This is a genomic window from Simplicispira sp. 125 (assembly GCF_003096555.1).
In the GTDB taxonomy this organism is placed as follows: Bacteria; Pseudomonadota; Gammaproteobacteria; order Burkholderiales; family Burkholderiaceae_C; genus Simplicispira.
In genome coordinates this window covers 1,961,542-1,983,403 of the sequence record NZ_QEKM01000001.1, presented here as the reverse complement: position 1 = coordinate 1,983,403, position 21,862 = coordinate 1,961,542, and the positions used below count along the sequence as shown (strand labels likewise).

The following is a 21,862-nucleotide window of genomic DNA, read 5'->3' as shown; positions in this document are numbered from 1 at the left end:
CATATATTTATTTATGATGGGATCGCGCTGACGTTGTGCTGCAGCGAGTAGACGGGGATTGTTATGGATTTGGGCTTGGCGGGCAAATGGGCGCTGGTATGCGGCGCGAGCAAGGGTTTGGGGCTGGGCTGTGCCCAGGCGCTGGCCGCGGAAGGGGCGCACGTGGTCATCAATGCACGCCAGCCCGAGGCGCTGCAATCTTCTGCTATTGATTTGAGAGCTATTGGCGCACAGTGGGAAAGCGTTAACGGCCAAAAAGGCATTAAACCCCAGGTGCTGACGGTGGCTGCGGACATCACGACCCCCGAGGGGCGGGCGGCGGTGTTCAGCGTGCCCGGCGGGCCAGGACATGGTTTCGACATCGTGGTCACCAATGCCGGCGGGCCGCCGCCCGGCGATTTTCGCGATTGGGACCGCGAAGCCTGGATCAAGGCCGTGGACGCCAATATGCTGACGCCCATCGAGCTGATCCGTGCCACGGTCGATGGCATGGCCGAGCGCGGTTTTGGCCGCATCGTGAACATCACGTCCAGCGCGGTGAAGGCGCCCATCGACATTCTGGGCCTGTCTAATGGTGCGCGCAGCGGCCTTACGGGTTTTGTGGCCGGGGTGGCTCGCAGCAGCATTGCCGCCCGGGGGGTCACCATCAACAACCTGTTGCCCGGCAAGTTCGATACCGATCGCCTGACCGCCACCCTGGGCGGTGCTGCGGCGCGCAGCGGGCGCACGCTGGAAGAGGTGCGCTCGGCGCACCAGGCCAGCATTCCGGCGGGGCGCTTTGGCTCAGCCCGGGAGTTCGGCGCACTCTGCGCTTTTCTGTGCAGCGTGCATGCCGGGTATGTCACTGGACAAAACCTGCTGGCCGACGGGGGCGCCTACCCTGGAGCGTTCTGAGCATGATTTTCCAAGGGTAAACCCTGGGTTTGGTTTTTGTAGGGAGTGGCGCGACCCGCCAGTCGTCGCACACAATCAGATCAATCTATTGCCGAGGGGGTTTTTGTATCGCCATGCACTGTTCACCGCGTTCTCTCCGAACCAGGTTGCTTGCGCGCGCCTGGGCGGTGGTGTGTGCGTGCATGGCTCTGGCCTTGGGTTGTGCGCCTGCGCAGGCCCAGGAAGGCAATGCCGTGCGCCACCTTCGTGTCGTGGGCGGGTTGGCCAGCATTAACCAGTACACCCATTGGGAGGAGCCTTTTTGGAACCGCGAGCTGGCCAAACTCAGCCGGGGGCGCTTCAGTGCCGAGATCGTGCCGTTTGACCGTGCGGGTGTGCCGGGCGATGAAATGCTGTCGTTTTTGCAGCGCGGCGTAGTGCCGTTTGGCACTGTGCTGCTCAGCGCCCTCACGGCCGTGGCCCCGGAATACACAGCGCCTGATTTGGCGGGGCTGAACCCGGACATGGCCAGCCTCAAGGCCAGCGTCGCGGCTTTTCGCCCCGTGCTGACAAAGAAACTGCGCGAGACGCACGGCGTGGAATTGCTCGCCATGTATGTCTATCCCGCGCAGGTCGTTTTCTGCCGCAAGCCCGTGGCTGCGCTGGTGGATCTGGCGGGTCGGCGGGTGCGCGTGTCGTCGGCCGGGCAGGCTGATTTTGTCGAAGCCCTGGGCGCCGCGCCGGTGCACATGGCGTTTGCGCGCATCGTGCCGGGCGTCGAGTCAGGCAGTGTTGATTGCGCCATTACGGGCACCATGTCGGGCAACACCATGGGCCTGCATGCGGTGACCAGCCATCTCTACGCCATGCCACTGACCTGGGGCTTGGCCCTGTTCGGCGCCAACAAGGCCGCTTGGGATGCCCTGCCTGCAGATTTGCGCGCCTTGCTGCGCCAAGAGCTGCCCCGGCTGGAATCCTCCATCTGGGCGGAGTCCGAACGCGATACCGCCCAGGGTCTGGCCTGCAACAGCGGGGCATCCGGGTGCACTGTGGGCCGCAAGGGGCGCATGCAGGTGGTGGTGCCCTCGGCCCAGGATGAGGCGCGGCGCCAGGAAATTTTCAAGACCACCGTGCTGCCCCGTTGGCTCCAGCGCTGCGGCCCGCAATGCGCCGACCTCTGGAATCAGACCATCGGCGCCGCACGCGGGCTGACCTTGCCGAAAGTGCCCTGATGGCGTGGACTTCCTCGCGGATCAAAATCACGGTTTGGGCGCTGGCTTCGCTTTTTCTGGTGGGATTGCTGTTCACGGCAGGCATGCTGGCCTGGACGACCCGGCAGACGGCATTGGAAAACCGTGTGGAACAGGTCACGCGCTTCGTGTCGGGTGCGGAGGCCGCCCTCAACAACAGCTTTCTCACGATTGATCTTTTGCTGTCGGGTTCGGACGACCTGCTCGGCCTGTCGGCCTCGATGGTGGACTGGGTCGATACCAGCGTATCCGGCAAGCTGCTGGACACGGTGACGCGGGGTAACCTGCTGGTCAGTCATACGGCGCTGCTGGACCGCGAAGGCCGTGTGCTGGCGTCCTCCGACGCCGCAAGTGCACGCAATGCCGTGCAGCTGCCGCCCGATTTTTTGCAGGCGGCACTGTCGCCCTCGGCGCCCAGCCTGCTGGTCAGTGCGCCCACCGTGAGCTTCAACAGCACACAGGTCGTTCTGTACTTTGCCCGGCCCAGTGTCCTGGCCAACGGCCATCGGCTGGTGGTGGTGGCGCAGGTGCCGGTCGCCAAAATGGCACAGGTGCTGATGCAGGGTGCCGACAGTGCCGGGCTGGAGGTGGTGCTTGAGCGCAGCAATGGCAGCGTGCTGTTGTCTATTCCCGACTGGGGTGAGCAAGCGCTGTTGCGGCCGATTCAGCCCTTGAACACACCCGCTGAAAGCGCCACCTGGGGCGCTCCTGCGCGGCTGAGCGGCGTGCCTGCACTGGTGGTTTCGCGCCCGCTGCTCTACCAAAACCTGCGCCTCTCCGCGAGCCTGCCCGAGGAGGTTGCTCTGGAGGACTGGCGCGCAGAGCGCAATGCCATTGCTGTCGTCACGGCGGTGTTCTGCCTGATGGTGTTGCTGGCTGCAGGTGCGGCCGTCGCTTTCTTTCACAGCGTCACCATGGCGCGGCAGGCGATGGCCCATTCCAAGACCATGCTCGATCAGGCGCTGGAGTCGATGGTGAGCGGTTTTGTCCTGCTCGATCAGCGCGGCCGGGTGGTGCACTGGAATCGGCGTTTCGCCGAGATCTATCCTTGGCTGGCGGGTGTGATGGCGCCGCAGTTGCCATTTCGAAAGGTGCTGGAAAAAACCGTCAAATACCATCTGCCGCAGGCCGACGAGGCAAAGCAGCAGCAGTGGGTGGAGCAGCGCCTGGCACGCCAGCGTAGCGCTGCCGGGGGGCATGAGCAGACCACGCCCGATGGCCGCCATATTCAGATATTGGAGCGTTCCACCCCCGAGGGCGGGTTGGTCATCACCTACCACGATGTGACCGATCTGCGCCGTGCCACGGCTGAAATCGAGACCCTGGCCTTCTACGATCCGCTGACCGGCCTGCCCAACCGGCGGTTGTTGCTTGACCGCCTGGGCCAGGCGTCGGTGCTGGCGCAGCGCTCGGGCCAGCTGGGGGCGCTGCTGTTTCTTGATCTGGACCAGTTCAAGGCGCTCAATGACACGATGGGCCATGAAGTGGGTGACGAGCTTCTGATCCAGGTGGCGCAGCGCCTGCGCGCCTGCGTGCGCGTGGCCGACACGGTGGCCCGACTGGGTGGCGATGAGTTTGTGGTGATGCTCAACGACCTTTCCATCCGCACCGAAGAAGCCGCGCAGCTTGCCCAGCGTATCGGCGAGAAAATTCTGGCCAGCCTGTCCGAGCCCTACCAGCTGCAAGGACATGAACACCAGAGCCGTGCCAGCATTGGCGCCACGGTTTTTGGTGGCTCCCTGCAGACGGCGACGGAGCTGCTCAAGCAGGCCGATATCGCGATGTACCAGGTCAAGGCACGGCGCGGCAATGGCCTGTGTTTCTTCGACCCCCGGATGCAGGTGGCCATCAACGACCGTGCGCAACTGGAAGCCGACTTGCACGACGCCCTCGAAAAAAGGCAGTTTGCGGTGCATTACCAACCTCAATTCACGCTGGACGGGCGCATTGTGGGTGCCGAAGTGCTGCTGCGCTGGCACCATCCGCAGCGCGGCATGGTGCCGCCGGGGCAGTTCATCGCCGTGGCCGAGGAAAGCGACCTGATCCTGCACATTGGCCTGTGGGTGTTGCGCACGGCCTGCGCGCAGATGGCGGTGTGGCAGGATGTGCCGCAATGCGCTCACCTGCAGCTGTCTGTGAACGTGAGTGCCCGCCAGTTCAGACACCCTGATTTTGTTCGCCAGGTGGCCGATGCCCTGCAGGAAACAGGGGCCAAGGCGCACTTGCTGACGCTGGAGCTGACCGAATCACTGGTGCTGGACAACGTGGACGACGCCATCGAAAAGATGCACTTGTTGCGTACCAAGGGCGTGCGTTTTTCGGTGGACGATTTTGGTACCGGGTATTCGTCGCTGGCCTACCTGACTCGTTTGCCGCTGCACCAGCTCAAGATCGACCAGTCTTTCGTGCGCAACCTGGGTACGCGGGAAACCGACGACGTCATCGTGCAAACCATCATCGGCATGGGACGCAACCTGGACCTGGAAGTGATCGCCGAAGGGGTGGAAACACAGGAGCAGAAGGACTTCCTGGCCCGGCAGGGCTGCGATCTCTACCAGGGCTATCTGCTGGGCAGGCCTGTGCCTCTGGACGCTTTCAACGCGCTGATACAAGCCTCAGCGGCGTGATGAGACCACGATACCGCCCACGATGAACGCAAAGGCGGCTGCGTGGTACAGGCGCGGTGTCTCGCCCAGAAAGGCCACCGACATCAATGCGGCAAACAGCGGCGTGAGGTTGGAGAAGAAACCGGCCACTGCCGGCCCGGCGCGTTGTACGCCCACGCCCCAGCAGCGGTAGGCCACCACGGCCGGGCCGATGGCAATAAAGGCCAGTGCTGCCGCCAGCGGCCAGCCCCAGGTGATTTGCGTGTGGCCGGTCGCCCACTCGGCGCTGGCAAAAGCGCCCGACCAACCCAGGCCAAAAACCAGCTGTGCCATTAAAAAACCGGCCCAGTCGTTGCGCAGACTGGCGGGCTCGCTGGTGCGCACCAATAGCCAGCTGTAAAACGACCATGAAATGGTGGCCAGCAGCATGAACAGGTCGCCCGGCACCAGGCGCAGTGCCAGCAGCTGGCTCCATTCGCCGCGGCTGAGCACCAGCAGCACGCCGGCCATGGACAGGGCCGCGCCCGCCAGTTGGCGGCGCGTGACGGTAACGCCAAAAAACACCGCGCCGACCGCCAGCATCCACACCGGCATGCTGGAGCCCACCAGGGTGACGTTGATGGGCGTCGAAGTCTGCAAGGCCATGTACTGCAGTGCGTTGTACAGGCCAATACCCAGCAGCCCCAACAGGGCATAGCGCCGCCAGTGCGCCCACACCGGGTGGTCCGGGCGCAGCACGCCATGGGCCAGCGGCAGCAGCAACGCAAAGGCCAGGGCCCAGCGCAAAAAGTTGAGTGTGATCGGCGAAACCAGGTCGTGCACCAGGCGGCCCACCACGGCATTGCCGGCCCACAGCAAAGGCGCAGTCACCAGCAGCGCCGCCGTGCCGGGCGTCAATTTGTGTGTCATACCGGGACTGTAACGGCGCACGCAGGGCAAGGCTTGCAGAAACATGGCACGATGGCGCCCACCTTTGCGTTTGCCTTGCAGGAGCCCCTTTTCTATGAGCCTCGCCGTCCAGATCCGCCAACATGGCGGCCCCGAAGAACTCCAGATCGTTGATGTGACCGTGGGGGAGCCCGGCCCGGGCGAGATCCGCATCCGCCACCACGCCGTGGGGTTGAATTTCATCGACGTGTACCACCGCACGGGCCTGTATCCGCTGTCCATGCCTGCCACGGTGGGCATGGAGGCCGCAGGCGTCGTTGAGGCGGTGGGCGCGGGTGTGACCCACCTGCAGGTGGGTGACCGCGCCGCCTACGCCAGCCAGCCGCCCGGCAGCTATTGCGAGGTGCGCGTGATGCCCGCCCAATGCGTGTGCAGGCTACCGGACGCGATCAGCTTCGAAACCGGCGCTGCCATGATGCTCAAGGGTCTCACGGCGCAGTACCTGCTGAAGAAGACGCTGCCCGTCCAGGGCCTGCAAGCCGGTGACTTTGTGCTGTTCCACGCGGCCGCCGGTGGGGTGGGCCTGATTGCCTGCCAGTGGGCCCGCGCCTTGGGCCTGCAGCTCATCGCCACCGCCGGCACCGATGCCAAGTGCCAGTTGGCGCTGGCCAATGGGGCGGCGCACGCCATCAATTACCACACCGAAGACTTTGCGGCGCGCGTCAAGGACATCACCGCAGGCCAGGGCGTGAAGGTGGTGTACGACTCGGTCGGCAAGGACACCTGGGACAAGTCGCTCGAATGTCTGCGCCCCTTTGGCCTCATGGCCAGCTTTGGTAACGCCTCGGGCCCGGTCGCGCCGTTCGCACCGGGCATGCTGGGCGCCAAGGGCTCGCTGTATGTCACGCGCCAGACCCTGTTCACCCATATCGCCACGCGCGAATCCACCCAGGCCATGGCGGACGAGCTGTTTGCCGTGGTGGCCAGCGGCCAGGTGAAGATCCACATCGACCAGCGCTACCCGCTTGCCCAGGTGCAGCAGGCGCACCGCGACCTGGAGGCACGCAAGACCACGGGCTCGACCATTCTCACTTTGTGAGTGGTGGTCTGGGCGCATGGGCGTCCACTTGTAAATTTTGATGAAATGATGCTCTATCGCTTTCTGGGTAAGCGGTAGCAGCTATCAAAAAAATAGTATGAATCGCCGGGCTACGTGTCTGGCGCCGCCAGTGTTTGGGCGGCCTCCCAGCCGCTGCGCACGGCGCCTTCCAGTGTGGCCGGGTAAGGGCCTGCGATGTAGTCGCCGCAGGCCTGCAGGCCGGGCGCAATGCAGGCGCCCGGGCGCTGCAGGCCGGGGGTGCAGGCAAAGGTGGCGCGTTTTTCCACCACGGTCTGCACCACCTGCAGGCCCGGCAGGCGCAGCTGTGCGTGGGCTTGCTGCAAGACCCGCTGTTCTGTCTGTGCGCGTTCGCCCTGGCTGTCGCTGGCCACAAAAGCCAGCAGACCGGACGGCCCCCCCAGCTGGCCCCGGTCGAAGACGAACTGCGCTGGATGCTCTGCGCTGCTGTGCAAAGCCAGCATGGGCTCGGGCAGCAGGCGGCCGTGGGCGTGCGGTGTGCCCTGGGCATATACGGTGCTGATCGCTCTGAACTGCAATGCCTGAGCGCTGGCGGCCCAGTCGCACAGCGGCACGGTCATGGAATAAGGGGCCGTCTGCGCGCTATGCGAGACCAGGCGTGCCGCTTCGGTGCTGGAGGTGGCGAGTACCACGGCATCGAAAGGGATGCCGTCCACAAGCCAGCCCTGACCGGGAGCCGGGGCCGTGAGGGCCTGCACGCGCTCGCCCGTGCGCACGATGGCACCCTGGCCGGTCAGCCAGGTGGTGGCGGCCCCGGGAAACAGCGTGCCCAGATCCACGCGCGGAAGCAACAGGTGAGAGCCACCGCGCCCGCTGAACAGGCTGTCTTGCAGCACGCGCAAAAACACCTGGCCGCTGGCCCTGGGGGCGGGGGTGTTCAGCGCGGCCACGCACAGCGGGTCGATGAAGCCGTCGAGCAGGCGTTGCGGTAGGTGGGCGCACAGGGAGGCCACCGTATCTTGCGGGCCGCAGACAAAGCCCGCGCGCTGCCAGCCATGGGCCGTGCGCAGCAGGGCGAGCCGGTCGCGCCAGGACCAGCCGCGTGCCCGGGCGATACCCAGCAAGGCGTCCCAGGGCGGGGCCAGGTCGGGCAATTGCAAGCCGCTGCCGTCGGGAAAACGCAGCACCAGGGGCAGGCGCAGCAAGGCAGCATCGATATCTACGCCCACCAGGCGCATCAGGCGCAGCGAGGTGGTGTAGGCGCCGATCAGGATGTGCTGGCCATTGTCCAGCACCAGGGGCGTGCCGTCTGCGCCGGGTGTGGTGAGCGCGCGCGCCCGTCCGCCCACCGTGCGTGCGGCCTCGAATACCGTGGTCTGGTGGCCCGCCTGGACGGTGGCAATGGCCGCCGCCAGGCCGGCCCAGCCGGCGCCAATGATGGCAACGTTCATGCGTGTTGTGGTGCCAATTACATGCGCCCCAGGGCCTGCATCTTCCAGGCCAGCCAGAACTTGCGCAGCGGCGTCAGGCTGATGCGCTGGTGCAGCACCTGGAAGTTGTCGTGCTCGATCTCGCGCAGCAGGGTGCGGTAGATGCTGGCCATCATCAGGCCCGGTTTTTGGGTGCGACGATCGGTGTCGGGCAGCAGCGCCAGGGCTTCTTCGTACAACCCGTGCGCGCGCGCGGCCTGAAAGCGCATCAGCGCTGTAAAGCGTTCGGAATATTCGCGTTGGAGGATTTCGTGCGCCTTCACGCCAAACTGCTGCAGCTCGTTCACCGGCAGGTAGATGCGCCCGCGCATGGCATCTTCGCCCACATCGCGCAGGATGTTGGTCAATTGCAACGCTTGCCCCAGGCGGTGTGCGTACTGCGTGGTGGCGGGGTCGGTCTGGCCAAAAATACGCGCCGCCACCTCGCCCACCACACCGGCGACCAGGTGGCAGTAGCGCTGCAGGCCCGGATAGTCGAGGTAGCGGGTCTGCTCCAGGTCCATCTGGCAGCCTTCGATGATGGCCATCAGGTGGCGCGGCTCGATCTCGTAGTGCGCGGTGTGTGGCATCAGTGCCTGCATCACCGGGTGCGTGGCTTGGCCCTTGAAGGCTTGCGCCACTTCACCTTGCCACCAGGCCAGTTTGTTGCGGGCCACACCGGGGTCGGTCACTTCATCGACCACGTCGTCCACTTCACGGCAGAATGCATAGAACGCTGTGATGGCTGCACGCCGGGGGCGGGGCAGGAACAGGAAGGCGTAATAGAAGCTGCTGCCTGAGGCGGCAGCCTTTTGCTGGACGTACTGTTCCGGATTCATGGGGCGCGATTGTCCCATGGCGGGCGGCTACCGATGTCGGCGCACTGCCGCCAGTGTCCGACTATTGTGCTCAGATGCGCATGAGATGGCTTGTGCGGGCGTTATGATGGTTCGCGCGTAACAAATTGAAAGAAAGCATGCTAAACAACCTTCGTATCACGCTGCGCTATGTCGTTATTCTGAGCGCATTCTGGCTCTCGGGCGCAGTCGTGATTGCGGTGAGTTACTGGGGATTGTCATCTGCGCGCGACAGTCTCAAGACCGTGCATGAGCGCGCCATGATCCCGGCCCTGATGGCATCCGATTTGGTGGACCTGACCGTGCAAAACCGCCTCCAGGTGCTTCTGGCGTTCCAGCATGCTCCCGAGAGCCCGTTGGCATCCATCCACAACCACGAGCTGTCCATGCATCTGAATGCCATCGCGACCAACCGCGATCGCGTCAGCCAGATCATCAAGACCATCGAGTCGAGCATCACCGATCCTGAAGAAAAAACGGTGTTTGATGCCACTCGGGCCAGCCGCATGGCCTGGGTGGCCGAGCTGGACGAGGCCACCAAGGCCATTCAGGCAGGCGATTTCCAGCCGGCAGTGATGGCGCGATTCCTGAAGGCCGGGAGCGAGCACGGCGAGACCGTCATCAAATCCACCAAACAATACCGTGATTTCCAGGTGGCCCGTGCCGATGCTGCCCTCAAGGCTGCACAACACCGCTATGAAATCGGTTTGATGGTGTTCGCCTTCGCCACGTTCGTATTGGGGTTGCCTGCCTCGCTCATGGCATTGCTGCTGCTGGGACGCCTCGTTTCGGGTTTCCGCCAGGTCAATGCCGCAGCCACAGCCATTGCATCCAACAACCTCACGGTCAAGGTCGAGTCTTCGGGCAGTGACGAAATTGGCCTGATGCTCACGCAGATGGAAACCATGCGCAGCAACCTGCACCACATGATTGCCCAGGTGCACAGCGGCGCCGACACGATTGCCGGAGCATCCACCCAGGTCGCCGTGGGCACGCACGACCTGTCCGCGCGCACCGAGCAGCAAGCCAGCGCGCTGGAAGAAACGGCATCCGCTACCGAACAACTGTCGAGCACCGTGCAGCAAAACGCCGACAGTGCGGCCCAGGCGAGCCAGTTGGCGGCGACTGCCACCGGCGTGGCCGAGCGGGGCGGGGTGGTGGTGGCGCAAGTGGTGGACACCATGGAAGCCATCAATGCGTCGTCGCGCAAGATCGTGGACATCATCGCCGTGATTGATGGCATTGCCTTCCAGACCAACATCCTGGCGCTCAATGCCGCCGTTGAGGCCGCCCGCGCGGGTGAGCAGGGCCGCGGCTTTGCCGTGGTGGCCAGCGAGGTGCGCAGCTTGGCCGGGCGCAGCGCCGAAGCGGCCAAGGAGGTCAAAACCCTCATCAGCGATTCGGTGGACAAGGTGGGCGTGGGCAGCGAACAAGTTGCGCTGGCTGGGGCCACCATGCAGGAAATCGTGGCCGGTATCCAGCGCGTCGCCGACATCGTGGGCGAGATCGCCTCGTCCAGCCGCGAGCAGGCGATGGGCTTGGGGCAGATCAACCAGGCCGTGGCGCACCTGGACGGCGTGACGCAACAGAACGCTGCGCTGGTCGAGGAAACTTCGGCGGCATCCAGCGCCCTGCAGGAGCAGGCACGCCATCTGGCTGCGTTGGCAGCCACGTTCAGGCTGCAGTAAACACGATCGGGCCGCTTGCAGGCCCTACACTTGCCGCCCATGGACGTGCAAAACATGCTGGTGCTGGGCATCGAATCATCGTGTGACGAAACCGGCGTGGCGCTGGTGCGCACGCAGGGCAGCGGCGTGCCGGACTTGCTGGCGCACGCGCTGCACAGCCAGATCGAAATGCACCAGGCCTATGGCGGCGTGGTGCCCGAGCTGGCCAGCCGTGACCATATCCGGCGTGTGTTGCCGCTGGCCGAAACGGTATTGGCCGAATCCGGTTGCCGCCTGTCCGAAGTGGATGTGGTGGCCTATACCCGTGGCCCTGGCTTAGCGGGGGCTCTGCTGGTAGGGGCGGGCGTGGCCTGTGCGCTGGGCTGCGCGCTGGACAAGCCCGTGCTGGGCGTGCACCACCTCGAAGGCCACTTGTTGTCACCTTTTCTGAGTGCCGATCCGCCGCAATTTCCCTTTGTGGCGCTGCTGGTCTCGGGTGGGCACACACAGCTCATGCGCGTGGAAGGCGTGGGCCGCTACGAGCTGCTGGGTGAAACCATTGACGATGCGGCGGGCGAGGCGTTCGATAAGTCCGCCAAGCTCATGGGCCTGGGCTATCCCGGCGGTCCGGCGCTGTCGCGCCTGGCGGAGCAGGGCGACCCCACAGCCTTCAAGCTGCCGCGCCCCTTGCTGCACAGTGGCAACCTGGATTTTTCCTTTGCCGGACTGAAGACAGCGGTACTGACCCAGGCGCGCAAACTGGGCGATGAACTGGAATCGCGCAAGGCCGACCTGGCCGCCAGCACGCAGGCCGCCATTGTGGATGTGCTGGTGAAAAAAACGCTGACCGCGCTGCAGGACAGCGGGCTCAAGCGCGTCGTAGTCGCAGGCGGCGTGGGTGCCAACCGCCTGTTGCGTGCGCAACTGGACGCCGCCTGCGCAGCACGGCATGTGCGCGTGCACTACCCTGAACTGCACCTGTGCACCGACAACGGCGCGATGATTGCCATGGCGGCCGCCATGCGCCTGCAGTCAGGCCAGCAGCAGGCCCGGTTCGACTATGCCTTCGACGTCAAGCCGCGCTGGCCCTTGAACGCCATCCAGGGCGCGTAAGCAGGCGCGGCCCAGGCCAGCAGCCACCGCGCCGCAGGCGACGCAGGGGGGTGTTACGTCTTTCTGACGCGCAGCAGCTCGTCCAGGATCAGGCAGGCCGCGCCCACGGTGATACCGGCATCGGCGATGTTGAATGCGGGAAAGTGCGAACCCGCCCAGTGGAAGTCCAAAAAATCCACCACGTAGCCGTGCATCAGCCGATCGACCACGTTGCCAATGGCACCGCCCAGGATGCTGGACAGCGCAAACGAGAACAGCTTTTGCCCCGGATGCTGGCGCAGTTGCCACAGAATGAACAGGGTTGCCGCCACCCCGATGCCGGTGAACAGCCAGCGCTGCCAGCCCCCCGCCGTGGACAGGAAGGAGAACGCTGCCCCGGTGTTGTGCACCCGCACGATGTTGAAGAAGCTGGTGATGAAGGTGGCATCACCGAGCTGGTAGTACCCCAGGATCAGTGTCTTGGTGAACTGGTCTGCGATCAGGATGAGCAGCGCCCAGGCCAGCCAGGGCCAGAGGCGCGCGCTCGGGCGGCCAGCCCACCCCGTGGAGCGGGCCATCAGGCGCACGCCCGGTGTTCACCGGCGCCATAGAGGTTGCTGGTGCAGCGCCCGCACAGGGTGGGGTGGGCGGCATCGTGGCCCACATCGCTGCGGTAGTGCCAGCAGCGCTCGCACTTGGCATCAAAACTGGCTGTAACGCTTATCTGTAAATCGCTACCAGCTATCAATTGAATAGCGGATGTGATGAACACGAACTTCAGGTCATCCCCCAGGCTGGCGAGCAGGGCGTGGTCTTCAGGGCCTGCGGTGAGTTCCACGCAGGCCTGCAGCGACGAGCCCACCTGGCCGGCGGCGCGCAGCTGTTCGATTTCCTTGTTGACCAGGTCGCGGATCGTGCGGATGCGCCCCCATTTGGCAAGCATGCCTTCGTCGCTCGATGCCGAGACGCCGATGGCACCATAGGTTTCCAGGAAGATGGAGTCCGAATTGCCAAACAGCTTCCAGGCTTCTTCGGCGGTGAACGAAAGAAACGGAGCCATCCAGCGCAGCATGGCGTGGGTGATGTGCCACAGTGCAGTTTGGGCACTGCGGCGGGGCAGGCTTTTGGCCCCGGTGGTGTAGAGCCGGTCCTTGAGCACGTCGAGGTAGAAGCCGCCGAGGTCCTCGGAGCAGTACAGCTGTAGCTTGGCCACCACGGGGTGGAATTCATAGTCACGATAGTGCGCCAGTACCTCGGCCTGGAATTCGCCAGCGCGGGTCAGCGCATAGCGGTCAATTTCCAGCATCTGCTCGAAAGGCACGGCGTCCTGGGCGGGGTCGAAATCGCTCACGTTGGCGAGCAAAAAGCGCAGCGTGTTGCGGATGCGGCGGTAGGCATCCACCACCCGCGCCAGAATCTTTTCGTCACCCGCAATGTCGCCCGAATAGTCGCTCGCAGCCACCCACAGGCGAATGATCTCGGCGCCCAGCTTTTTGTTGATCTCCTGCGGGTCGATGCCGTTGCCCAGCGACTTGCTCATCTTGCGGCCCTGGCTGTCGACTGTGAAACCGTGGGTCAGCAGGCCGCGGTAGGGCGCGCGGCCTTCGAGCGCGCTGGCCAGCAGCAGCGAGCTGTGGAACCAGCCGCGGTGCTGGTCGTGGCCTTCCAGATACAGGTCGGCCTCGGGGCCGCTGTCGTGGTGCACCTCGGGGTGCGTGCCGCGCAGCACATGGCTGAAGGTGGAGCCGGAGTCGAACCACACTTCCAGGATGTCGGTGCTCTTGGTGTAGTGCGGTGCGTCTTCGGCGCCCAGGATTTCTTCGGTCGTCACGCGGCTCCAGGCCTCGATGCCGCCCTTTTCGACGATGGCAGCGGCCTGGTCCAGGATTTCCATGGTGCGCGGGTGCAACTCGCCCGAGTCCTTGTGCAGGAAGAACGGGATGGGCACGCCCCAGCTGCGCTGGCGCGAGATGCACCAGTCGGGCCGTCCTGCAATCATGTCGCGCAGGCGGGCCTTGCCGTTCTCAGGGTAAAAGCTGGTGTGCTCGATGGCTTCCAGGGCGGTCTGGCGCAGCGTTTTAGGGGCCTTGTCTTGGGTGAAGACGCCTTCGCCCTCGTCCATGCGCACAAACCACTGGGCTGCGGCGCGGTAGATCACCGGCGTCTTGTGGCGCCAGCAGTGCGGGTAGCTGTGCGTGATGTCCTTGGTGGCCATCAGGCGACCGGCCACGCGCAGCGCATCGAGGATGACCGGCACCGCCTTCCAGATGTGCTGGCCGCCAAACAGCGGGAACTCGGCCGCATACGCGCCATTGCCTTGCACGGGGTTGAGAATGTCATCCAGCGCCAAGCCATGGGCGCGGCAGGAGTTGAAGTCTTCCAGGCCGTAGGCGGGCGAAGAGTGCACGATACCGGTGCCGTCGTCGGCCGTGGCGTAGTCGGCCAGGTAAACGGGCGAGAGGCGGCGGTAGCCCGCGTCCATGTCGTAGAGCGGGTGTTCGAATTCCAGTCCGCCGAGTTTCTCGCCCAGGGCCGTGGCGATCACCTGGCCGGTCAGGCCATAGCGTGCCAGGCAGTCTTCGACCAGCGTGGCAGCCAGCACGAGCAGGCCGCGCTCGGTGTCGACCAGTGCATAGGGCAGGGCCGGGTTGAGGTTGAGCGCCTGGTTGGCCGGAATAGTCCAGGCCGTGGTGGTCCAGATGACGACAAAGGCGTCTTTGGTCAGCTGCGGGATACCAAACGCGGCGGCCAGCCGGGCCGGATCATGGGCTTTGAAGGCCACGTCGAGGGTGGTGCTTTTCTTGTCTGCGTATTCAATCTCGAACTCGGCCAGCGAGCTGCCGCAGTCAAAGCACCAGTACACGGGCTTGAGGCCGCGGTAAACAAAGCCCCGCTCGATCACGCGCTTGAACGCGCGGATCTCACCCGCCTCGTTGGCGAAGTTCATGGTTTTGTACGGGTTGTCCCATTCGCCCAGAACGCCCAGGCGCTGGAAGTCGAGCATCTGCTGCGCAATTTGCTCGGTGGCGTAGGCGCGGCTCTTGGCCTGCATGTCGTCGCGCGAGAGCTTGCGGCCGAATTTCTTCTCGATGGCGTTCTCGATCGGCAGGCCATGGCAGTCCCAGCCCGGCACATACAGCGCGTCGTAACCTTCGAGCTGGCGCGCCTTGACAATCATGTCCTTGAGGATTTTGTTGACCGCATGGCCCATGTGGATCTGGCCATTGGCGTAGGGCGGTCCATCGTGCAGGATGAACTTGGGTTTGCCGTGGCGGGCATCGCGCAGCCTTTTGTACAGGCCCTTCTCGTCCCACTCCTGTACCCAGCCCGGTTCGCGCTTGGGCAGGTCGCCGCGCATGGGGAAGGGCGTGTCGGGCAGGTTCAGGGTGCTGCGGTAATCGGTGGGGCTGGCGTTGTTGGCGTCGGACATGGCGAATGGTTTTCGGGGAAGGCTCGACAAGCTCGGCCCGGGCGCTACAGCGTCCGGAAGGCGGTGGCAGGGGATGTTGGCGGTCTGCCTGCCTGAGCCTGTCGAAGGCGGCGGGCGGTGCCAACGCATCAAATTCGGTCGCGCGTGGTCTGGCGGCAGGTTTCAGCGTGGGCGGCAAACCAGGCGCGCGCATCGGCACAGTCCTTCGCAATGCCCTGGGTCAAGGCATCGAGGCTGTCGTACCTGAGCTCGTCGTGCAGTTTGTGCAGCAGTTCCACACGGATGATTTTACCGTAGGCCCCTTCGGCGCCCAGATGCTGCGGCCATTCAAGGCAATGGGTTTCGAGCAGCACGCGGCCGCCGTTGACGTCCTGCGGGTCCAGCGAGGGGCGAATACCCAGGTTGGCCACGCCGGGCAGGGGGTGCTCGGCCAGGCCGTGCACCGTGACGGCAAAAATGCCGCTGGCGGCGGGCTTCCAGTGCGCAAAGCGCAGATTCAGGGTGCGAAAACCATCGCCCGCATCCAAGGCGCTGGCGCCCAATGCCCGCCCGAGCTTGCGCCCGTGCACCACATGGCCCGAGATGGCATAGGGGCGCCCGAGCAGCTGCGCCGCGTCCTGCATGCGCCCGGCCGCCAGGGCTGCACGCACCTCGGAGCTGGAGACGCGCAGGCCGTGCACTTCATAGCTCATCATGCGCGCCACATCGAAGCCCTGGGCCTGGCCGGCCGTGTCCAGCATGGCGTAGTCGCCGGCACGTTGCCGGCCAAAGCGGAAGTCATCACCCACCAGTACATAGCGCGCGCCCAGGCCGTCCACCAATACTTCGCGGATGAAAGCCTGTGGCGACTGTGATGCCAGCCGGGCGTCAAACGGCAGCACCACCGTCTGCTGCACGCCGTAGCGGGCCAGTTCACTGAGTTTGTCGCGCAGAGTACCGATGCGCGCGGGCGCCAGCGCGGGCTTGTTTTGCACGGCTGCGAAGTAGTCGCGCGGATGGGGCTCGAAGGTGAGGGCGCAGCTGGGAATGCCACGCTGCGCCGCCTCTCCATTGAGCAGCGCCAGCATAGCCTGGTGGCCCCGGTGCACGCCGTCGAAATTGCCGATCGTCAGCGCGCAGGCAGGGGCAATTCCGGGATGGCGGAAGCCGCGAAAGATTTTCATGAAGCGTTATCTTTTTAATAGCACATTGCGCACGGCCATACAGCGCAAGACACTGATTTGACTTGAAAACAGCGTATATTGTGACGCAGCGGCCACGCCCTGCGTGACAGGTGCGTGGCTGCCTCATCCATTCCTTGCATGCAGTGTTGTTCGAGGAGGCGTGTTGTGAAAGTCTTGAAGTTGTCGTCCCAGGGCCTGCCCCAGTCCTGGATCTCGCTGGAACAGGCAGTTATCCATTACGCGGCGGGCGATGTGCGCTGGGAATCGGGCGGGGAAATTGCTGTTTTCCACGGCGGGCACAACGCAGTGACGGGACGGCAGTCGGTGATTGGCGTCAACAGCATCATCGGTACCCGTGGCGTACCGGGCGTCAACCCCTTTGACCTCAAACCCAGCCTCACCAACGGCAAGCTGTTCGCACGCGACCGCAACATTTGCGCCTATTGCGGCAATCGTTTTCACGAAGAAGACCTCACGCGCGAACACATCGTGCCCTTTGCACGGAATGGCCAAAATCATTGGATGAATGTAGTCACCGCGTGCCGCCCCTGCAATCACCGCAAAGGCCCGCGCACGCCGGAGCAGGCACACATGCCCCTGCTCTATACCCCCTACGAGCCCAGCCTGTGGGAAGACTTCATCCTGCGCAACCGGCGCATCCTGAGCGACCAGATGGAGTTTTTGGCCGCCCACTTGCCGCACTCGTCGCGGCTGCTCAACTAGAAAATGCCATCCATCAATACCCTGCAGTTGAAAGCCACAGCCCCGGTGCTGCGTAGAGGCCGTAACTAAAAGATGCAGAGATGCCCTCCTTGATGCCCAATGGGAGCGCATCAAGGATATCTGCTATCTGGTCAGGCAGGACAGCCTGGAGCCACTGCAAAAGACAACCGACTGTTCGTCGATGCAGCGCTCTACCGCTGCCGTGCAGGCATCCCCTGGCGGGATCTGCCTGCCCGCTTTGGCGATTTCCGTGCCGTGCACACCCGCCACAGATGTCTTGCTTAAAGACACACCCGCGCAAACCATCCTTGCTGACAAGGCCTATGACGCCCAGGCCCGGCTGATCGAGCCGTTGTTGGACAAAGGCAAGGCAGAGGTCATTCCTTCGCGTGCGACGAACAAACAGCCGCGCGAATATGACCGTCACCTGTGCAAGGCACGCCATCTGATCGAGAACTTCTTCGCACGCTTGAAGCAGTACCGGGCCATTGCCACACGCTACGACAAGACTGCCCGCAACTTTCTGGGGGCCATCCATCTGGCGGCATCCATGGTGTGGTTGGCATGACCCCTGGCAACCTCGCTACACCCTCGAAACGGATTGATGACACGCCCTAGTGATCTGCCCCCGTGGCAAGCGGTATTTGTGCACGAAATGTCAAAGATTGTTGCAAATCGTGCGCGTGGGGTGATTTCGGCCAGCATGTGATCTACAGGTCTTGTTTAAGAGGAGAGATGGATGCATAACTTAAAGACGGGGCAGCCACGGCTGCTGAATGGCTTGGCGCGCAGATGTGCCAAAGCCTTGCGGGCTGGAGCCCTGGTGGTCGGGGGTGTTTTGCTCGCGGCGCCTATGGCGCATGCGGGTTTTGACAACGGCGGGTTCGAGACCGGCAATTTCAGTAACTGGACGCTTAATAGCTACACGAGAGCAGCGCTCCCCGCCTCTCCTCCTCCGACGGGCTCCGTAGCACCTATTACGCTCAATGCCCTAGGCTTGTCTGCCAAGACAGCAGGCAGCACACGGAGCGCTGTGCTCAGCGGCCCGACCGTGAATGTGCCCTGGACGAATGCGGGCACGCTGACCTATCCCCGGTGGGGCAACCACGCGGCCCGGCTTAACGACCGGGATGCGAATGCGGCCAGCTCCATCGAGCAGACCGCCAAGATGACAGTGGCCGATGTGGATCCCATCGACGGCAAGATCCACGTCCGCTTCGGCATGGCCCCGGTGCTGGCCGATGGCGGGCATTCGGGGGTGCAGCAACCCTACTTCTATGTGGAAGTGCGCAACGATACCAAGGGCACGGTGCTCTTCCAGACCTTCAACTACGCCAACCAGAGTGGCGTGCCGTGGCAAAAATCCGCGCCAGCCGGTGCAGGCTGGGGGGGGGCTGGTGTGGGTGACTACCGTTACACGGACTGGCAAGGTTTTGACATTGCCCCCGGCAATGGCCTGCTGGATGTGGGTGACGATGTCACGCTCATCGTCTATGCCGCCAATTGCTCTCCCGGCGCGGCCTACCACGAGGCCCGGGTCTATCTGGACGCGGTGGGTGCCTTCATGCCAGGCCTGTCGGTGGCGGCCACCGGGCCTTCGACCACCAAGCCCGGTGAGCAGATCACCTACACCTACAACTACACCAACAACAGCGGTGTGATCGCCCTGGGCTCCAAGGTGCGTGTGGCCGCGCCGATCACGGAAGACGGCAAACACACCACGTTCGTGACGGGTTCAATCCCGCCTTCGTGCTCCGGCCCCCATGCCGGAGCCGCACCTCGGGCGGACTACATCGAATGCGATGTCGGCACCCAGCCAGGTAGCATGCTGAACGATGGCCAGAGCGGCAGCTTCGATGTGAAGTTCACCGTGCCGGCGGATGCCGCCACCACGGGCCCCAACAACGTGGTCAACAACGGTGACTACGACATCCGCTCCAACACGACCAGCGCCTTTATCGGCCCGATGGTCAAGACGACCGTCCTGGGCGCAGGTGCGACCGTGGTGGATCTGGGCGTGACGGTCAGCAATGGCGGTGCGATTTCGTACCCGCCCAGTACCGCGCTGGCGATTCCAATCACGGTCACGGTGTCCAACTTCAGTGGAATCGATTCACTCAATTCGAAGGTCATTCAAACGCTGGCGGGTCTCACGGGTGTTACCTGGACTTGTGCTCCGGCGCCCGGTTCCACCACGGCCGCCTGTGGCAATCCGAGCGGCACGGGCCCGATCAATGACAACCCGGATCTGCCTGCGGGTGAGGGGGTGATTTACACCATCACCGGCACGACGGGTGCGGCGGCAACGCCGGTCAGCACTGCAGTCACGGTGACCCCACCTGTGGGCACCAGCGATTCCCAGTTGTCCAACAACACGGCAGGCCTGAACGCCCCCGTGGGCACCCAGCACAACGTGACGGCCAACGCAACCGGTGCGGGCGCGGGCCACATTCTGGCCGTGCCCAGCGGGTTGGTCTGCGGCGACGCCAGCACGGCCTGCTCCACTACGGGCACCACGAAGCCAGTGGCCGAAGGCGATGAAGTGCGCCTGACGCCCGTGGCCCACGCTGGCTCGATCTTCAAGGGCTGGACGGGTTGCACCAGTACCAGCGGCAACGTGTGCGTGATCACTGTGGGCACCACCGACGTGACGGCCACGGCCAATTTCGCCAAGGCCTACATCGTCACGCCTGCGGTTGATCCCGCCGGCGGTGGCTCCATCGGGCCCAATACTCCCCAGCAGGTGGAAGAGGGCGGCTCGAAGGTGTTCACCCTGAATCCCGATCCAGGCAAGTACCCCGTGATCAAGCCCCCGGCTGCGGGCGCGGCATGTACCGGCACTCTGAGCGGTAACACCTACACGGTCAACCCCGTAACGGCGGACTGCGGCTTCACCGTGGAGTTTGTCACTGGCGTGACGCTGACCTCCTCGGTCACGGGCGGCAACGGCACGATTGGCCCCCTGGGAGCCACAGGCCCGCTGCCACCCGGCAATAACAGCACGGTCTACACCCTCACGCCCGTTGCCGGCTACACCCCCGTGGTGGGCGGTACCTGCTCCGGCACGCTCTCGGGCAACACCTACACGGTGACCAACGCCGCCAGCAATTGCACGGTGGTTGCTTCGTTCACCAACGACCCGGTCACGGTGACGTCCTCCGTCAATGGCGGCAACGGCAGCATCGATACTGTAGGAACAGTGAACTTGGCCCGGGGCGGTGCGCGCACCTATTCCTTTACGCCGGCGCCAGGATATTTACCGCTGGTCACCGGCAACTGCCCTGGCACGCTGGTGGGCAACACCTATACGGTGACGCCGGTGAACGCGAACTGTGCCTTCAACGTGACGTTTACCAACCAGACGGTGGACATCACCGGAACGGTGATCGGCGGAGGCGGCTCGATCACACCTTCTGGTACGACCACCGTGGCGCGTGGTGGTGGCTTGACTTATACGGCAACACCTGGTGTGGGCAATGTGGCTGTGTACGACGGTACCTGCCCCGGCATACGCACCGGCAACACCTTCAGCGTGACCAATGCGCAATCTAGTTGCGGCGTAAACGTGAGATTTGTTCCTGCTGCAGGAGCGATCACGGTAACGACGAATGTGCCTGGCGGCAACGGGACAGTGACCACGCCCGGGCAGAACAGCGCAGGAGAAACCGTGCTGGCCATTGGCGACACGCGCGTCTGGACGGTCACGCCCGCTGCGGGTTTTGTGCCGCGTCTCATCGCTGGGTCTACATGCGCGGGTACGCTGAGCCCCACGGCGCCCTACACCTACACAGTGAACGCTGCGGCCGCGAGCTGCGTAGCGAACTTTGCCTTCGTGGCGGCGGGGCCTGGTTCGGGTGGCGCGACCTCCATTCCCACCCTGAGCGAGTGGGGCCTGATCATTCTGTCGGCCCTGATGGCGCTGTTTGCCTTGGGCATGCGCCGCCGCCAGATGCCTTGAGGCGGCACTGAAAACGGCGGGCCGTGGCACACGGCCCGCCCGCTACAACAAAGCCAGCGGCGCCGAGGTGCGCCGCTGGCTTTTTCTCCATAAAATCCGGTTGTAACGCTTATATATAAAGCGCCAACAGCTATCTTTTTTGAAATACTCACGGGGTACAAATGCAATACAGCCACTACGGCCTTGTGCTGTGTGCGGCGCTGATGGCCGCGCACAGCGCCGCGCAGGATGCACCGGTCGCCGCGCCTGCGGCCAGCAAGGCAGCCGCCGGTACGGCCACCCAGCGGGCCGCCCATAAGTCTGCCCTGCCCGCGCGCAAGAGCGGCCTGTGGGAGGTGACACTGCGCAGCGGGGAACTGGCCCTGAAGCGCGCAGGCCAGGGCCCCCAAAGGGCGCAAACGGTGCAGCAATGCACCAGTGCCGAGGCGGAGCCCGTCATGCTGCTGTCCATCGTGCCCGGCCAGGAAAATTGCCGCAAGATTTCGTCCAAACGCCGCAGCAAGGGCGGGGGACACGACATTCGCACCGTGTGCTACGTGCACGACAACCGCGTGGAGATGCAGATGGAACTGACGGGCGACCTGCAGTCCGCCTACCAAGGGGTCTTCTCGGTGCAATACGCCCAGGCGCCCCTGAACAACACCGGCCGCACGGCTTTTGAAGGCCGCTGGCTGGGAGCCTGCAAGCCGGGCCAGCGCCCTGGTGACATGGTGCTGCCCAATGGCGTCACGGTGAATGTGGTGGACGACAAGAAACGCGCCGAAGGGCGTGGGCATGAAGGGCATAGCCACTGAGCCTTTGCCGCATG

The 21,862-nt window shown here is 64.2% G+C and carries 15 protein-coding genes and 1 pseudogene; 10 read left to right on the top strand and 6 right to left on the bottom strand.

Annotation, left to right across the window (positions count from 1 at the left end):
* Positions 1–63 precede the first annotated feature (63 nt).
* The 3 genes from C8D04_RS09210 to C8D04_RS09200 all read left to right on the top strand — a co-directional run bounded on the left by C8D04_RS09210 (position 64) and on the right by C8D04_RS09200 (position 4,750).
* Entirely contained in the window at positions 64–894 is an 831-nt protein-coding gene (locus C8D04_RS09210; protein WP_116004575.1) for an SDR family oxidoreductase, read from the top strand.
* 182 nt (positions 895–1,076) lie between these two features.
* Positions 1,077–2,105, top strand: a complete 1,029-nt coding sequence (locus C8D04_RS09205) for a TRAP transporter substrate-binding protein (protein WP_233521148.1) — start codon at positions 1,077–1,079, stop codon at positions 2,103–2,105.
* Positions 2,105–4,750 carry an EAL domain-containing protein gene (locus C8D04_RS09200; protein ID WP_116004573.1) on the top strand — a complete coding sequence of 882 codons (2,646 nt, stop codon included), beginning with the start codon at positions 2,105–2,107 and terminating at the stop codon, positions 4,748–4,750. The genes C8D04_RS09205 and C8D04_RS09200 overlap by 1 nt, the downstream gene beginning before the upstream one ends.
* Here the strand turns inward: C8D04_RS09200 and C8D04_RS09195 are convergent.
* Positions 4,739–5,638, bottom strand: a complete 900-nt coding sequence (locus C8D04_RS09195; protein WP_116006112.1) for a DMT family transporter — start codon at positions 5,636–5,638, stop codon at positions 4,739–4,741. The two genes, C8D04_RS09200 and C8D04_RS09195, sit on opposite strands and share 12 nt — an antisense overlap.
* 94 nt (positions 5,639–5,732) lie before the next feature.
* Here C8D04_RS09195 and C8D04_RS09190 point away from each other — a divergent pair, with 94 nt between their 5' ends.
* Positions 5,733–6,716 (top strand): quinone oxidoreductase, encoded by a 984-nt coding sequence (locus tag C8D04_RS09190; RefSeq protein WP_116004572.1) that lies wholly within the window; start codon positions 5,733–5,735, stop codon positions 6,714–6,716.
* A gap of 110 nt (positions 6,717–6,826) precedes the next feature.
* Here C8D04_RS09190 and hpnE read toward each other — a convergent pair whose 3' ends face one another.
* Together hpnE and hpnD are read right to left on the bottom strand one after the other, a co-directional pair.
* The gene (gene hpnE, locus C8D04_RS09185) at positions 6,827–8,146 is read right to left on the bottom strand and encodes a hydroxysqualene dehydroxylase HpnE (RefSeq protein ID WP_116004571.1); all 1,320 of its coding nucleotides are present in this window, start codon (positions 8,144–8,146) and stop codon (positions 6,827–6,829) included.
* 17 nt (positions 8,147–8,163) lie between these two features.
* Positions 8,164–9,003, bottom strand: coding sequence for a presqualene diphosphate synthase HpnD (hpnD, locus tag C8D04_RS09180; protein ID WP_116006111.1), 840 nt, complete (start codon positions 9,001–9,003; stop codon positions 8,164–8,166).
* 137 nt (positions 9,004–9,140) lie between these two features.
* On the opposite strand from hpnD, the gene C8D04_RS09175 reads away from it, so the two are divergent.
* Positions 9,141–10,709, top strand: a complete 1,569-nt coding sequence (locus tag C8D04_RS09175; RefSeq protein ID WP_116004570.1) for a methyl-accepting chemotaxis protein — start codon at positions 9,141–9,143, stop codon at positions 10,707–10,709.
* A 39-nt stretch (positions 10,710–10,748) separates the two neighbouring features.
* Positions 10,749–11,801 (top strand): tRNA (adenosine(37)-N6)-threonylcarbamoyltransferase complex transferase subunit TsaD, encoded by a 1,053-nt coding sequence (tsaD, locus tag C8D04_RS09170; protein ID WP_116004569.1) that lies wholly within the window; start codon positions 10,749–10,751, stop codon positions 11,799–11,801.
* Between the two features lie 53 nt (positions 11,802–11,854).
* Here tsaD and lspA read toward each other — a convergent pair whose 3' ends face one another.
* The 3 genes from lspA to C8D04_RS09155 all read right to left on the bottom strand — a co-directional run bounded on the left by lspA (position 11,855) and on the right by C8D04_RS09155 (position 16,373).
* Positions 11,855–12,358, bottom strand: coding sequence for a signal peptidase II (gene lspA, locus C8D04_RS09165; protein WP_116006110.1), 504 nt, complete (start codon positions 12,356–12,358; stop codon positions 11,855–11,857).
* Positions 12,358–15,210 carry an isoleucine--tRNA ligase gene (ileS, locus tag C8D04_RS09160; RefSeq protein WP_116004568.1) on the bottom strand — a complete coding sequence of 951 codons (2,853 nt, stop codon included), beginning with the start codon at positions 15,208–15,210 and terminating at the stop codon, positions 12,358–12,360. The genes lspA and ileS overlap by 1 nt, the downstream gene beginning before the upstream one ends.
* A 128-nt stretch (positions 15,211–15,338) precedes the next feature.
* Positions 15,339–16,373: a bifunctional riboflavin kinase/FAD synthetase gene (locus tag C8D04_RS09155; RefSeq protein WP_116004567.1), complete on the bottom strand. Its 1,035-nt coding sequence runs from the start codon at positions 16,371–16,373 to the stop codon at positions 15,339–15,341.
* Between the two features lie 165 nt (positions 16,374–16,538).
* Here C8D04_RS09155 and C8D04_RS09150 point away from each other — a divergent pair, with 165 nt between their 5' ends.
* The 4 genes and pseudogenes from C8D04_RS09150 (at position 16,539) to C8D04_RS09135 (ending at position 21,848) form a co-directional block, all read left to right on the top strand.
* Complete coding sequence (locus C8D04_RS09150) at positions 16,539–17,096, top strand: HNH endonuclease (protein WP_116004566.1); 558 nt, start codon at positions 16,539–16,541, stop codon at positions 17,094–17,096.
* 109 nt (positions 17,097–17,205) lie between these two features.
* Positions 17,206–17,664 (top strand): annotated as a pseudogene (locus C8D04_RS09145) (transposase).
* Positions 17,665–17,835: 171 nt separating this feature from the next.
* Positions 17,836–21,054, top strand: a complete 3,219-nt coding sequence (locus C8D04_RS09140; protein WP_116004565.1) for an IPTL-CTERM sorting domain-containing protein — start codon at positions 17,836–17,838, stop codon at positions 21,052–21,054.
* A gap of 161 nt (positions 21,055–21,215) precedes the next feature.
* Positions 21,216–21,848 (top strand): DUF3617 family protein, encoded by a 633-nt coding sequence (locus tag C8D04_RS09135; RefSeq protein ID WP_116004564.1) that lies wholly within the window; start codon positions 21,216–21,218, stop codon positions 21,846–21,848.
* The last annotated feature ends 14 nt before the right edge of the window (positions 21,849–21,862 follow it).

Coding starts and splice junctions, on each gene's coding strand:
- C8D04_RS09205 (WP_233521148.1), top strand. CDS start 1,077: ATGGCTCTGGCCTTGGGTTGTGCGCCTGCGCAGGCCCAGGAAGGCAAT.
- hpnD (WP_116006111.1), bottom strand. CDS start 9,003: ATGAATCCGGAACAGTACGTCCAGCAAAAGGCTGCCGCCTCAGGCAGC.
- C8D04_RS09140 (WP_116004565.1), top strand. CDS start 17,836: ATGCATAACTTAAAGACGGGGCAGCCACGGCTGCTGAATGGCTTGGCG.
- C8D04_RS09175 (WP_116004570.1), top strand. CDS start 9,141: ATGCTAAACAACCTTCGTATCACGCTGCGCTATGTCGTTATTCTGAGC.
- C8D04_RS09195 (WP_116006112.1), bottom strand. CDS start 5,638: ATGACACACAAATTGACGCCCGGCACGGCGGCGCTGCTGGTGACTGCG.
- lspA (WP_116006110.1), bottom strand. CDS start 12,358: ATGGCCCGCTCCACGGGGTGGGCTGGCCGCCCGAGCGCGCGCCTCTGG.
- hpnE (WP_116004571.1), bottom strand. CDS start 8,146: ATGAACGTTGCCATCATTGGCGCCGGCTGGGCCGGCCTGGCGGCGGCC.
- C8D04_RS09135 (WP_116004564.1), top strand. CDS start 21,216: ATGCAATACAGCCACTACGGCCTTGTGCTGTGTGCGGCGCTGATGGCC.
- tsaD (WP_116004569.1), top strand. CDS start 10,749: ATGGACGTGCAAAACATGCTGGTGCTGGGCATCGAATCATCGTGTGAC.
- C8D04_RS09155 (WP_116004567.1), bottom strand. CDS start 16,373: ATGAAAATCTTTCGCGGCTTCCGCCATCCCGGAATTGCCCCTGCCTGC.
- C8D04_RS09210 (WP_116004575.1), top strand. CDS start 64: ATGGATTTGGGCTTGGCGGGCAAATGGGCGCTGGTATGCGGCGCGAGC.
- ileS (WP_116004568.1), bottom strand. CDS start 15,210: ATGTCCGACGCCAACAACGCCAGCCCCACCGATTACCGCAGCACCCTG.
- C8D04_RS09200 (WP_116004573.1), top strand. CDS start 2,105: ATGGCGTGGACTTCCTCGCGGATCAAAATCACGGTTTGGGCGCTGGCT.
- C8D04_RS09190 (WP_116004572.1), top strand. CDS start 5,733: ATGAGCCTCGCCGTCCAGATCCGCCAACATGGCGGCCCCGAAGAACTC.